Below are 12,739 nucleotides of genomic sequence, written 5' to 3' on the forward strand. Positions count from 1 at the left end.
CATCGATATTAATTAAAATATTATCGCAACTACTATATAATAACTTTAGGATACAATTAAGGAGCAGAACATGACAAAAATTCCTTTTAAAGCAGTTGCCGTCGACATGGATGGCACCTTTGAAAATGACGAAAAGACATTTGACCGACAACGTTTTGATAAGATTTTGACCGAGTTGCGCAAGCACCATATCCATTTTATTGCTTCTAGTGGTCGTCCATTATCACGCCTGCAAAAAGATTTTCATGGTTTTTTGGACAGGATTGATATTGTAGCCGATAATGGCTCAATCTTAACGCAGGACAACAATATTATTTTGCGGCATGTTTTCACTTATCAGACAGGAATTAAATTAATCAACTTTATTCAAGAAAATTATCCTGCAACTGAGATTGCCGCCAGCGGTCTTGACCGTTCTTACATTAATAAACGCGCTAGCATAAAATTTAAAAATGCCATGCATTTTTTCTATCCCAATGTTATTGAAATTAACGATCTAACCCAGCTGCCAACTAGTGACAATTTGACTAAGCTGACCCTTAATTGTGATGCTGAGTTAGCCAGCGAACTTGAATTGAAGTTTAATCAAAATAGCAGTGAACGTATTCACTGCACGACAAGTGGCTTTGAGAATATTGATGTAATGCCTAATCGCGTTAATAAAGGGCAAGGCATCAAATATTTCTTGCGCTATTTCAACGTTAAGCCAGAAGAATTAATTGCCTTTGGCGACGGCATGAACGATAAGGAAATGATTGAACTAGCCGGCTTTAGTTATGCAATGAAGAACGCTAACCCTAAGTTAAAAGAAATTGCTAAATACGAGGCTCCAAGCAATAACGACATGGGGGTATTGCAGGTTCTAGAAGAATATTTAAGATAAATTTTGTTCTTTCAAGGAGTAAGGCTATATGAGCTACATTGAAGTAAGACATAATTTCAAAAAATATCAAACTGGCGACACAGAAATATTAGCCAACAATGATGTTAATTTCACCGTTGAACAAGGCGAACTCGCGATTATCTTAGGGGCATCTGGTGCCGGCAAGTCCACTATTCTTAACATTTTGGGCGGCATGGATACCAATACTAGCGGGGATGTCATTATTGATGGTCAAAATATCGCCCAATATAACAAACGCCAATTAACAACTTATCGTAGAAATGATATTGGCTTTGTTTTTCAATTTTATAATCTGATTCAAAATCTAACAGCTAAAGAAAATGTTGAACTTGCTTCAGAAATTGTTAAAGATGCGTTAGATCCGGTGCAAACATTAATTGACGTGGGCTTGCAAACACGTATTAATAATTTTCCAGCTGAACTATCTGGTGGTGAACAGCAGCGTGTAGCAATTGCTCGTGCAATTGCTAAGAATCCAAAGATTTTGCTCTGTGATGAACCAACTGGTGCCCTAGATTATGAAACTGGCAAGAGTGTCTTACAAATCATTGCTGATATGAGCCGAAAAAAAGGTGCAACCGTAATTATTGTCACGCACAACAGCACCATTGCGCCAATTGCCGACCGGGTAATTCATTTTCATGATGGTCAAGTTACGCAAATTGAACACAATCCTCAACCTGAAGCAATCGCTAATGTTAAGTGGTAAAGAAGGCGCAATTCAATGAATAAAGTTGTTTGGCAAGACTTCTGGCAGTCAATTAAGCATACTAAGGGACAATTTTTGTCAATTTTTGGTCTAATGATGATTGGTGCTTTTGCACTTGTTGGGCTGATTGTTACTGGTCCTGACATGCGCGACACCGGTAATCATTATGTCCAAACATTAAAAACGCCAGACTTAACAGTCATCAGCAATTATGGTTTAGACAAACAGGACACACAGAAAATTCGGCAAGCGGCTGGTAATCACAAAGTTGAATTTGGCTATATGACCGATACAGTTTTGAAAAATAGTCATGAAAGCTGGCGCCTTTTTTCTAAGCCAAAAAAGATTGGTCATTACGAACTCCGTGCAGGTCGATTGCCACGAGCTAATAACGAAATTGCCATTGCTGCTCACTTTCGAAAACGTTATCACTTAGGGCAAACAATTGCTTTTACCGAAAAAAAGACTATCTTAGGTACAAAAATGCTGCGGCGGCACCAATTTAAAATCGTTGGCTTTGTTCGCTCCAGCCAAATTTTATCAAATGTTAATCTCGGGCAAAGTAATAGTGGTACAGGCGAATTAAAGGGTTATGCCGTTGTCTTGCCTAGCAATTTTGACCAGAGCCTTTATACAACAGTAAATTTGACTTATCACAACCTACGTGGACTCGACTCTTATGGTAAGCTGTATGCCACCCGCCTTAACAAGCATAAACGGGCACTTGAGCACACACTAAAGGCGGAAGCTCCTGAACGCAAGCAAAGAATTGTTGCCGCAGCTAACCACAAATTAAATACGCAAACTGCTAAAATTACGGCTGCTAAAGTCAAAATTCAAACTAGCAAGCAAAACTTAATTACGACTGAAAAAGAACTAGCTATAAAGCAGGCGCAGCTTACCGCTCAAGCCAGTCAAATTAATAATCTTACCCCTGCCCAACAAGCACAATTAACTGCGGCTAAGCAAGAATTAGCTTCTAAAGCGCAACTATTACAAACTAAAAAGCAGCAATTGGCTCATTATGCCAATCAAACAAAATCAAAACTAGCATCCGGTGAGCACCAAATTAAGCAATCTCAAAAACTGCTTAGCACTTTACCAGCACCTACCTATCATGTTTACAATCGTCGAGAAATACCAGGCGGCGAAGGTAACATTGTCTACAGCACAGTGGCTCAAGTTGTCGAAGATCTTGCCAAGGTTTTCCCTATCTTCCTGTACTTTGTTGCGGCACTGGTTACCTTTACAACAATGAATCGCTTTATTGACGAGGAACGAATTAACTCTGGTACCATGAAGGCTCTTGGCTATGACGACTACGTCATTATTAATAAGTTTATTCTGTATGGGTTTCTTGCGGGAACGCTCGGTACAATTGCTGGTATTTATTTGGGACATACATTAATGCCGCAAATTGTCTACCATGCTTATTATCAATCATTGACCTTGCCGCCAATTGAAGAACATTTTCATTGGCAAATCAGTCTAATTGCACTCTTACTTGCTTGGATTAGCTCGGTCTTACCAGCATATCTGACCGCCAGAAACGAGTTTAAAGAAAAACCAGCAGCACTCTTATTGCCTAAGCCACCTGCTGCTGGATCCAAAATTTTATTGGAAAAAATTCCGGTTATTTGGCAGCACCTTAATTTCACCCATAAAGTTACTGCTCGCAACATTTTTCGTTATAAAAAGCGCATGCTTATGACAATCTTTGGTGTCTGTGGGTCTGCTACTTTACTTTTTGCTGGGTTTGCAGTTAAAAACTCAATCGGTAATATGAATAATCGCCAATTTAACGATTTAATTCACTACAACTTAATTGTCGCCCAAAAATCGCCAATTTCTAATACGGAAAAAGCAACACTAACGCGCCAACTTCAAGCTAATGATATTAAACAAGAAATGCCAATCTATTACCAAACCTTGACCAAAATTGCCGGTAAAAATAGTGATACACAAGATATTACAATGATTGTGCCGCAAAATAAGAACCAATTGCACCAATATCTGCATCTAGACAACCGGCAAACTAAACAACCAATCTCATTAACTAATCAGGGTGTAGTAATTTCTGAACGATTAGCAAACCTGTTAAGAGTCAACCCGGGTGGGCACATTACTCTAACCGACCAAGACAATCACCGGCGAACAATAAAGGTGGTGGCAATTACGGAAATGTATATGGGACACTTCGCAATTATGACACCAGCAGTCTATCAAAATATCTTTGATAAAAGATTTAAACCCAACGCTAATCTGGTCATTCTCAAAAATGGTTCCCGCCAAAGCACTCGCAACACGGCAGCTCAATTTATGAAGTTATCTGGCGTGAGCGGGGTCGTTCAAAATACTGCAATCAGTCAAGAGCTCGATGTCGTCGTTCAATCGCTGAATATGATTATGCTTGTTTTGATAATTGTGGCGGGGTTGCTCGCAATTGTAATCTTATACAATTTAACTAACATTAATATCGCTGAACGGATTCGTGAGCTGTCAACGATTAAAGTCCTTGGTTTTTATAATAATGAAGTGACAATGTACATTTATCGGGAAACAATCTTGCTGACTTGTATTGGAATTTTAGTTGGCTACTTGACAGGCTACCTGCTTTACCAATACATTCTCTATGTTGTGCCGCCAGCCAATGTCATGTTCAATCCAGCCCTATCTGTCGATAGTTTTCTTTGGCCACTGGGCGTGGTGGGCATAGTTACTATCGCACTCGGCTTTACCGTTAATTATAAATTAAAAAATCTTGACATGTTGGCAGCTTTAAAGTCTGTCGATTAAGTAAAAAGAAGGATTTCCTAAATAAGAAATCCTTCTTTTTTTGTTTTGCCAATAGTTACTTACTGTAAATATTTAAATGAAGTATTCGTATCTTACTTATTTATTAATACTATAATCTAAAATTATTAAAAATTAATAGCATAAAATTAAAACTATGCTATAATCTTTTTCATAGACTTAATGTTATATCAACTGGTTCTTCAAATTAACCTGTAATCTTCTGATCGGTAATCACACCTTCCTTTTTAGTGATTGATCATCTTACAACTTAATTGATGGAGAATAATTTTTTGGAAAATATATTATCAGTTAAACACTTAAAAAAGACTTACGAAAACGGACAACAAACATTTAATGCCCTTGTTGACGTTTCTTTTACAATTGCTAAGGGCGAAATTGTTTCGCTCTTAGGACCAAATGGTGCTGGCAAAACCACTACCGTATCAATTATTGGCGGCTACTTAATTCCTACTTCTGGGCAAGTCTTTGTTAACGGTCAAGAAATTACTACCGCAAAAAGACGGCCACGAATGGGCGTTTCCTTTGGTGGTGAATTAGGCTTTTATCGTAATGCCACTGCTAAACAAAATCTGGCGTTCTTTGCCGATTTAGCCAAAATCCCCTATCGTCAGCAAAAAACTGAAATTGAACGTGTTCTAGAAATTGTTGCTTTAAAAAACGTCGCTAACAAAAAGGTTGGAACATTTTCAAAAGGTATGACCCAAAGACTGCACATTGCTCGTGCACTTCTAGGTCAACCTGATTTGTTACTGCTTGATGAACCAACAAGTGGTCTCGATGTTGAAATTGCTAAGAGTATTCGAGATACAATTAAATATCTAGCAAATAATGGCATTAGCATTTTACTAACCAGCCACACAATGACTGAAGTTGAGGCCTTAGCTGACCGCATTGTTCTATTGGGTAGTGGTAAAGTCTTCGCTACTGGCAGTGTTGATGACATTGTTAACTTGTCAAAGGTTGATCACATTGATCGACCGGCAACATTAGAAGAATCTTACCTAGCCTTAGCACCACAGTTGCGGAGGAAATAACATGCGTTTTCTTCGTTTATTCCTCTTTCATGTTAAGGACTATCTGTCTGACCAATATTTTGTTTGGTTAACAATTACCAGTACGACTGCGATTTTTTTAATGCAGTATACAATTGCCTATGCTCATCATAATCTAAATAATTCTATGTTATGGCTGCAAAGCGGCATTTTTGGAATGTGGTCATCTTGTACAACCGTTGCTGGCTGCATTAGCTTTGAAAAATATAAGGGAACATTACCTTATTTACTAAACAACCAATATGACGAACGTGCATCCCTCATCACACTGCTATTGCCTGCTTCTGCTTACGGCTTATGCGCCTTCCCACTCAGCTTTTTATTAGCAAAAATCCTTGGCGTTGCTACCGGCAGCGTCAGTTTGCAATTAATCCTAACCATTATTTTGTTATGGCTTGGCGCGGCTACAATGGGTATCTTGATTGCCTCATTTTTGACCTTAACAACAGATGCAATGGTCTATGAAACTTTAATCGGAACACCCATTATCCTATTAGCTGGCTTATTTGGCAGTACCCAAATTCTGAAACCCATAACTAATTTTTCGCAGTGGCTAATCCCAATTACCACGCCAATTGCAACGTTAACTAGGCAAGTTAACTTTAACTGGTGGGCGTACTGCTCTAGTCTTGGTCTGTGGATATTGTTAATCAGTATTATTGTCCGAAGAGTTAACTTTTTGGCTAGGAAGAAAGGAGCGCTGAAGATTATCTAATGATTGCTACCCAATTTTCTTCACTATCTTTCTTACATAATTGGCGTACAAAACTAGTTTACTTTTTCCTAACGCCTCTGATTGACATGCTACTACTAGTCCTAATTACGACTCAATACACCGGTAAATTCAATTGGACTGTTGGCATTGCTTCAATTGCGATTGACGCCGCACGATTATCATTGCAAACGATGAACGAATTACTAGTTAAGGATGCAAACTTGCGCATTGATTTTGAAATGGTTACTAAAAGGCCATTCAGTCCACGTTATTGGTTCAGTAAAACACTAGTTGCACTACTTATCGGCAGCTTACTTGCAGTAATCAACCTGTTCCTAGCCTTTTGTTTAAGAGCGCCACTGGCAATTATTATTCGCGCCTTAGTTATGTTACCGGTACTGTGCATTGATGGTATTATCTTAGGCTTTACTGCTTGGACCATCTCATGGCAAATGAATGATCCTTACTTTGCGCAAAACTTGTTCAGCTCATTAATTGAACTTGTTTCTGGTATTTTGGTAATTATCACCGCCTATCCAACTTGGTTAACCAAAATTGCCTTATTGTTTCCATTTTATGGTCCAGTTAATTTAATTAAAACTGGACATGCTAATCTTGCAATGGGCTATTTAACAATTATTATTTGGTTGCTAATTGGTCTAATCGGCTATATAATTCAACTTAACCAAATTCGTCAAACTAAAGGACATCGGTATTAAAAATGATTCGCCATGCAAAAATAACAGACAGTGCTGCCATTCAGAAAATAAATCGCGAGCAGTTGGGATATGATTATCCTTTAACTAAGACACAAGCCAACATCAAGCACTTGCTCGCTGACCACCACCACTTAATTTTAGTGGCAGAAGACGCTCACACAGGTAAAATCACCGGTTACGTTCACGCGGAACTTTATCAAGAAACTTACTTTGATCCCATGCTTAATATCATGGCTTTAGCCGTAGCTAAAGATGCGCAAAATCGCGGCATTGGTACTGAATTAATGACCGCAGTTGAAAAATATGCCCAACAGCACAAAATAACAGCTATCCGTTTAAATTCCAGCACTAGCCGAACCGAAGCACATCAGTTTTATGCTAAAATCGGCTATTCATTTGACAAAACCCAAAAACGCTTTTCAAAAAAGTTATAAGCAAAAAAGACACTTGGCAATTATGCTAAGTGTCTTTTACGTGACTAAATTTTTGCTTTTCCTAACAAGACTGAACTAATAACTACCGATAACGAACTAAATGCCATTGCCAGTCCAGCTAATTCAGGACTAAGCACCAGACCAATACCGGCAAATAAGCCAGCCGCAATTGGTATTCCCAATACATTATAGATAAATGCCCAAAACAAATTGAGTTTAATACGGTTAAAAGTTTTACGACTCAGCTTTAAAGCCCGCACAACATCCATTAGGTCATTTTTTACTAAGACAATTCCACCCGCATCAATGGCAACATCAGTGCCAGAACCCATTGCAATCCCAACATCCGCCTGTGTTAATGCTGGGGCATCATTAATGCCGTCACCAACAAAGGCAACTTTGTCCGTTTCTTGCAGTTCTTGAATCGCCGCTGCCTTTTCGGTTGGTAAAACACCGGCAATAACTTCATCAATCCCTACCTGCTGAGCAATTGCCTGAGCTACTTGAGAATTATCGCCAGTCAACATAACTGTTTTTAACCCTGCTGCTTTAAGGCGTGTAATTGCCTGACCACTGTTTTTCTTAGGTACATCTTGAATAGTAAGAAGACCAATAATTTTATCGGCTAAGGCAACTACAATAACCGTCTTCGCTTCTTGTTCAAAAGCCGTAATTTGTGCCGCAATGTCAGGCGACATTATAGCGGACATCATTGCCCGACTGCCAACCATAGCCTCTTTACCAGCAATGGTGCCAGTTATACCTTGACCTTCAATTACACGAAAGTTATCTACTGATTGCAACTGCACCTTGGCTTTTTTAGCAGCTTGTAAAATCGCTGCAGCTAGCGGGTGTTCCGACAATTTTTCCAAACTAGCGGCAACTTCTAAAACCTGCTTATCGCCAATAATATCAGTTACTTGCGGTTGACCGGCGGTGATCGTGCCAGTTTTGTCAAATACAATTGTTTTCAAGTTATTGGCAGCTTCCAATACTTCACCATTTTTAATCAAAATGCCCTTTTTGGCACCTAAGCCTGTACCGACCATTAAAGCGGTCGGCGTAGCTAATCCAAGAGCACATGGACAGGCAATAACCAAGACTGAAACGGCAAAGACTAAGGCTGTCCCGACGCTTTTATCAAGTAACAGATACCAGATTAAAAAGGTGGCAATGGCAATTATTAAAACTGCGGGCACAAAAATATCGGCAACACGATCAGTTAAATTTTGAATCGGTGCATGACTATTCTGCGCCTTTTTCACAATTGCCACAATTTGCGCGAGCATTGTATCGCGGCCAACCTTTTGCGCCTTAAATTCAAAGGTACCATTCTGGTTAAGTGTCGCGCCAACAACTTGATCGCCTGGTCTTTTGCTGACTGGCATGCTTTCACCCGTGACCATTGATTCATCAACACTAGACATGCCGGATACAACAACGCCATCGACCGGTATTTTTTGTCCCGGTTTGACTTGGATTATATCACCCGCAACGACTTCAGCGATTGACACTTGTACAAACTGATCATCGCGTTTAACGAGCGCGTCCTTTGCTTGCAAATTAGCCAGCTTGCCAATCGCGTCCGAAGCGTTACTGCGCATTTTTGCTTCCAATACTTGCCCGAGCAACACAAAGGTAATCACAAAAGCGGCACTTTCAAAGAAAACCGGCTGCTGCTTAAACATGGCATAAATACTATAAAGATAAGCAGTCAATGTTCCTAACGCAACCAGCGTGTCCATATTAGCGTGATGCTTTTTAAATGATGCCCAGGCACTGCTAATGAATGGTCCTGCAGAAATCAACATGATTAATGTTGTCAAAACTGACATGGTCCATTTGTCGCCAGGAAGCATCCAACCAGTTAACGGCTGAAGCACCATCTCGACTAGCATTGGCAAAGACAGCACTAGTGCCGTCCAAAAACGCGTCGTAATTTTCATTTAATAGCTCCTACTTAACAATCACTTGACCGTGGAACATATTCATACTGCATGCCCAGTCATAAACACCGGACTTAGACGTGTCAATCTTGACTTCCTCAACTTGACCTTGAGGCAATTTTTGATCAATTCCTAAATCAGAAAAAACAACATGGTCAAGACAAGTTGACGCATCCGTACGCTTAAACTTCAATGTTGCTGGCACGCCCTTTTTGAGGACAATTCGTTCAGGCGAATAGCCGCCCTTGACTTCAATGTCCACACTCTGGTGGTCATGATTAACTGCAGCTTGTTCTGCCTGCACCTGATGCTTGCCAAAGAACCACCATGCAATAAAGCCAATTAGTACAATACCTACTAGAAAAATAATAAGTTTAATCATATTTTTACCTCATTAATCAAAGTCTACATTTGTAAACTATAATTAGTATATATTTTAAATTTACATTTGTAAACATTAATGCTTTTTTGCAAAAAAAATACTCGCTAACTTTAATTAGCGAGTTACACCCTTAGTCTGCATCAACACGATTAAGCCATGCTGCTAATGACTTATCAACCGGTTGACTGCCAATTTCAGCCAAGATGTGCTTGAGCTGTGTACGACTATTGGGTACATTGGTCAATACCAAGTTCAAATATTCAGCGAGCGACAAACCCAACTTGTCAATTTTTAATTGAGCATTAGTAAGTGCGCTGTTATTCAGATTTACTGAAATTAACTGCTCATTCATTTTGATTTCTTCCATGCTAATCTTTTCCCTCCAAGTTTCGACTGCAAAAAAACATTTTAAGCAAAACATATTGTTATTGCAAGGTTTTTGCGCTTCTTAGGATAGTTTATGCTATATTAATATAAGAAAGTAAAAACACAGTTCGGCTGGTAGTCCGGACGTGACCATACCTGATCATCAGTAACCTGCCTCCTTGGTTGTCCATCTTTCTTAATTTTTTAAGGAGGATGGCATTATGTCAATTATTTATAGTTCTTTAACTATTATCTTTGAAGCACCATTTTATCAAGCTATTTTTGAACGGCGTGAAGGTACAAATTATGAGGTTGCTAAAGTCAACTTGGGTACTTCTGAACCGAAGATTACTCGGATTTATTCGCTAATTATTAATCACTGGAACGAAATCAAATTTTATAGCCAAGATAGTTCTGAAGCTAAAATTAAAGTTAGAATAATTAATCCAAAACGACGTCAACGTTTAGCAAAAAAGGCAATTAAAGACGGTGTTGGTACTAAAGCTCAAATTGCATTACAAAGACAATTTGAACAAGCCAAATTATCTAAGAAAAAGGCACGACATCAACAAAAAGTGCACGTTGCTCAGGAAAGCTTTAAATTGCGTCAAAAGAAGAAACTACAAAAACATAAGGGTCATTAGTCAAAAAGCTGCAAAATCATTTATTTTGCAGCTTTTTTCTTTCATTAAAGGTATTTTTTCTTGACCTGTTACTTAATTATTAGTAAATTATAATCAACCATTAACAGTAAAGGAGAGTATTTTTAATGGCGGGTAGCCATTGCGAAATTTGTCGGCGAATTGAGCTCATTGATCATCATCAGAGCCCCTATTTTGTCAAAGAATTGTCAACGGGATATGTGGTCTTAGGTGACACACAATACTTTAAGGGCTATACTTTATTTTTATGTAAAAAACATGTCACAGAACTACATTTTTTACCGCGAAAATATCAGGATCTATTTTTACATGAAATGAGTTTGGTCAGTGAGGCTGTTGCGATCGCTTTTAAGGCTGATAAAATGAACTGTGAACTGCTGGGTAATGGAGACTCGCATGTTCATTGGCACCTATTTCCAAGACACATTGGAGATGCACCAAAACCAGGACCTGTTTGGTGGGTTGATCCCCAGGTAATGTATAGTCCAGAAGCACAAGTGAATTCCGAACAATTACGGGTGTTAAAGAAAAAATTGCAAACCTCATTAGACGAAGTTTTAAGCAAGTAATATAAAATATTAATCATATGGAGGATAATTATGAAAGTATTTGTAATCGGTGCAACCGGTATGGCTGGTTCCGCTTTTGTCAAAGAAGCAGCTAAAAATGGTCTTGAAGTTATTGCTAATGGCCGCTCAGAAGACAAGTTAGCTAAGTTAAAATCTGAGGTACCAAGTATTCAAACTTTAGCGCAAGATGCCTTTACTCTAGCTAAAGACGATTTCGCTGACTGTGATGTAATTGTTGATGCCTTTTCAACGGCTCCAGCTCAAGCATACCGCCACACTGACCTAGCAGCTCACTTGATCTATTTATTCAGAGAAACTACTAGTCCACGCTTAGCATTCATTCTTGGTGCTGGCAGCTTAACTACCGGTGCTGACCACCATCGCGTCTTACAGGATATTGAGCAAGATGAATCAACTAAACCATGGCGCAACACCCCAAAGAACCAATATTTTGAGTACCAATTCTTGCAAAATGTCGATAATGTTGATTGGTTCGGGGTTTCTCCAGCTAACTTATTTATTCCGGGTGAAACAGCTGCTAATATTCTTTACGGCAAGGACGAACTGCTATATAACAAGCAAGGTGAATCAGTTACCACTGCTGGAACCATGGCCACGGTTTTAGTTCAAGAGCTTTTAACTCCTAAGCACCACCAAGAACGCTTTACGGTTGCTAATGGCTAAATTTAAAAAATGCTCCATATTGTTAGAGATCAAACTAACAGTCAGGAGCATTTTTATATTTTAATATTTGATTTAAATGCACTAAAAATACACGACTTCAATAAAATAAAATTGTGTATTAACTGATTTTTATAAACGTATATCTTCAACTTGCTGCTTAAAAAATAAATTTATCAATTTGAAAAAGCCAAACCCGATTAGAGCTCCCAAAGTGTTCAGTAACAAATCATTAACATCAAAAATTCTATTTCCAAGATAGAAAAAGCTTAAAATCAATTGCACGCTCTCAATTAGTAATGAACTTAAAAACATTAACCAAAGATTATGCCCAAGTTTAGCGTACTTTTCTTTAAACACTGCTACAAAAAATGACAGTGGCGCCAGCAGTACAATATTACCTATTAGCTGTAATGGCATATAATTTTTTAAGATATTGAACCTTAAATTAATAAAGAGCTGTTTACCAAACTTTAACTTAGCTGGTAACGAGTTATCCAAAAACAAAGGTATTGGAAAAATTGTAACATCTAGTAATACCCATAAATAAATTAAAAACAATCCACTTAGTAATATTCTTTTCCAATTACGTTTTTGACTTTTAAATTGCCGAATTACAATTATGATAAAAATAATCAAAAATATCGGCAATAACATCGTGCCGTTTATTTCTATTGGGGCTACATAACATTTGCCTGAAATATCAACCATTATTGTCCCTCACAACACTCATACAGTAATATTAATTATAACTTAATATACAACAAAAAACTGCTTGATTTT

The 12,739-nt window shown here is 38.4% G+C and carries 14 protein-coding genes; 10 read left to right on the forward strand and 4 right to left on the reverse strand.

Going from position 1 to position 12,739, the window contains the following annotated elements; genetic code table 11:
* Window positions 1-70 precede the first annotated feature (70 nt).
* From PT281_RS02760 to PT281_RS02790, 7 genes are all read left to right on the forward strand, one after another.
* Window positions 71-883, forward strand: coding sequence for a Cof-type HAD-IIB family hydrolase (locus PT281_RS02760; RefSeq protein WP_277151834.1), 813 nt, complete (start codon window positions 71-73; stop codon window positions 881-883).
* Window positions 884-911: 28 nt separating this feature from the next.
* Entirely contained in the window at window positions 912-1,613 is a 702-nt protein-coding gene (locus tag PT281_RS02765; RefSeq protein ID WP_277151836.1) for an ABC transporter ATP-binding protein, read from the forward strand.
* A gap of 15 nt (window positions 1,614-1,628) precedes the next feature.
* Window positions 1,629-4,409 carry an FtsX-like permease family protein gene (locus PT281_RS02770; RefSeq protein ID WP_277151838.1) on the forward strand — a complete coding sequence of 927 codons (2,781 nt, stop codon included), beginning with the start codon at window positions 1,629-1,631 and terminating at the stop codon, window positions 4,407-4,409.
* 290 nt (window positions 4,410-4,699) lie between these two features.
* Window positions 4,700-5,464 carry an ABC transporter ATP-binding protein gene (locus PT281_RS02775; RefSeq protein ID WP_277151840.1) on the forward strand — a complete coding sequence of 255 codons (765 nt, stop codon included), beginning with the start codon at window positions 4,700-4,702 and terminating at the stop codon, window positions 5,462-5,464.
* A 1-nt stretch (window position 5,465) separates the two neighbouring features.
* Window positions 5,466-6,197 carry a multidrug ABC transporter permease gene (locus PT281_RS02780; RefSeq protein WP_277151842.1) on the forward strand — a complete coding sequence of 244 codons (732 nt, stop codon included), beginning with the start codon at window positions 5,466-5,468 and terminating at the stop codon, window positions 6,195-6,197.
* Window positions 6,197-6,916, forward strand: a complete 720-nt coding sequence (locus PT281_RS02785; RefSeq protein WP_277151844.1) for an antibiotic transporter permease — start codon at window positions 6,197-6,199, stop codon at window positions 6,914-6,916. The genes PT281_RS02780 and PT281_RS02785 overlap by 1 nt, the downstream gene beginning before the upstream one ends.
* Before the next feature lie 2 nt (window positions 6,917-6,918).
* Complete coding sequence (locus tag PT281_RS02790) at window positions 6,919-7,350, forward strand: GNAT family N-acetyltransferase (protein ID WP_277151846.1); 432 nt, start codon at window positions 6,919-6,921, stop codon at window positions 7,348-7,350.
* A 44-nt stretch (window positions 7,351-7,394) separates the two neighbouring features.
* On the opposite strand, the gene PT281_RS02795 is transcribed toward PT281_RS02790, so the two are convergent.
* The 3 genes from PT281_RS02795 to PT281_RS02805 form a co-directional block, all read right to left on the reverse strand.
* Window positions 7,395-9,296 (reverse strand): copper-translocating P-type ATPase, encoded by a 1,902-nt coding sequence (locus PT281_RS02795; protein WP_277151848.1) that lies wholly within the window; start codon window positions 9,294-9,296, stop codon window positions 7,395-7,397.
* A 10-nt stretch (window positions 9,297-9,306) separates the two neighbouring features.
* Window positions 9,307-9,678 (reverse strand): cupredoxin domain-containing protein, encoded by a 372-nt coding sequence (locus PT281_RS02800; RefSeq protein WP_277151850.1) that lies wholly within the window; start codon window positions 9,676-9,678, stop codon window positions 9,307-9,309.
* A gap of 130 nt (window positions 9,679-9,808) precedes the next feature.
* Complete coding sequence (locus tag PT281_RS02805; RefSeq protein ID WP_277151852.1) at window positions 9,809-10,045, reverse strand: hypothetical protein; 237 nt, start codon at window positions 10,043-10,045, stop codon at window positions 9,809-9,811.
* Window positions 10,046-10,265: 220 nt separating this feature from the next.
* On the opposite strand from PT281_RS02805, the gene PT281_RS02810 reads away from it, so the two are divergent.
* The 3 genes from PT281_RS02810 to PT281_RS02820 all read left to right on the forward strand — a co-directional run bounded on the left by PT281_RS02810 (window position 10,266) and on the right by PT281_RS02820 (window position 11,959).
* Complete coding sequence (locus PT281_RS02810) at window positions 10,266-10,688, forward strand: YjdF family protein (RefSeq protein WP_277151854.1); 423 nt, start codon at window positions 10,266-10,268, stop codon at window positions 10,686-10,688.
* 125 nt (window positions 10,689-10,813) lie between these two features.
* Window positions 10,814-11,275, forward strand: coding sequence for an HIT family protein (locus PT281_RS02815; RefSeq protein WP_277151856.1), 462 nt, complete (start codon window positions 10,814-10,816; stop codon window positions 11,273-11,275).
* Between the two features lie 30 nt (window positions 11,276-11,305).
* Window positions 11,306-11,959, forward strand: coding sequence for an NAD(P)H-binding protein (locus PT281_RS02820; RefSeq protein WP_277151858.1), 654 nt, complete (start codon window positions 11,306-11,308; stop codon window positions 11,957-11,959).
* A 129-nt stretch (window positions 11,960-12,088) separates the two neighbouring features.
* Here PT281_RS02820 and PT281_RS02825 read toward each other — a convergent pair whose 3' ends face one another.
* The gene (locus PT281_RS02825) at window positions 12,089-12,667 is read right to left on the reverse strand and encodes a VanZ family protein (protein WP_277151860.1); all 579 of its coding nucleotides are present in this window, start codon (window positions 12,665-12,667) and stop codon (window positions 12,089-12,091) included.
* Between the last annotated feature and the right edge of the window lie 72 nt (window positions 12,668-12,739).

This window comes from Lactobacillus sp. ESL0701 (genome assembly GCF_029433445.1).
Lineage (GTDB): Bacteria > Bacillota > Bacilli > Lactobacillales > Lactobacillaceae > Lactobacillus.

Excerpts from the sequence above, each read along its gene's own strand:
- PT281_RS02820 (WP_277151858.1), top strand. The coding sequence starts at position 11,306 with ATGAAAGTATTTGTAATCGGTGCAACCGGTATGGCTGGTTCCGCTTTT.
- PT281_RS02770 (WP_277151838.1), top strand. The coding sequence starts at position 1,629 with ATGAATAAAGTTGTTTGGCAAGACTTCTGGCAGTCAATTAAGCATACT.
- PT281_RS02765 (WP_277151836.1), top strand. The coding sequence starts at position 912 with ATGAGCTACATTGAAGTAAGACATAATTTCAAAAAATATCAAACTGGC.
- PT281_RS02800 (WP_277151850.1), bottom strand. The coding sequence starts at position 9,678 with ATGATTAAACTTATTATTTTTCTAGTAGGTATTGTACTAATTGGCTTT.
- PT281_RS02805 (WP_277151852.1), bottom strand. The coding sequence starts at position 10,045 with ATGGAAGAAATCAAAATGAATGAGCAGTTAATTTCAGTAAATCTGAAT.
- PT281_RS02780 (WP_277151842.1), top strand. The coding sequence starts at position 5,466 with ATGCGTTTTCTTCGTTTATTCCTCTTTCATGTTAAGGACTATCTGTCT.
- PT281_RS02760 (WP_277151834.1), top strand. The coding sequence starts at position 71 with ATGACAAAAATTCCTTTTAAAGCAGTTGCCGTCGACATGGATGGCACC.
- PT281_RS02795 (WP_277151848.1), bottom strand. The coding sequence starts at position 9,296 with ATGAAAATTACGACGCGTTTTTGGACGGCACTAGTGCTGTCTTTGCCA.
- PT281_RS02790 (WP_277151846.1), top strand. The coding sequence starts at position 6,919 with ATGATTCGCCATGCAAAAATAACAGACAGTGCTGCCATTCAGAAAATA.
- PT281_RS02785 (WP_277151844.1), top strand. The coding sequence starts at position 6,197 with ATGATTGCTACCCAATTTTCTTCACTATCTTTCTTACATAATTGGCGT.
- PT281_RS02825 (WP_277151860.1), bottom strand. The coding sequence starts at position 12,667 with ATGGTTGATATTTCAGGCAAATGTTATGTAGCCCCAATAGAAATAAAC.
- PT281_RS02810 (WP_277151854.1), top strand. The coding sequence starts at position 10,266 with ATGTCAATTATTTATAGTTCTTTAACTATTATCTTTGAAGCACCATTT.
- PT281_RS02815 (WP_277151856.1), top strand. The coding sequence starts at position 10,814 with ATGGCGGGTAGCCATTGCGAAATTTGTCGGCGAATTGAGCTCATTGAT.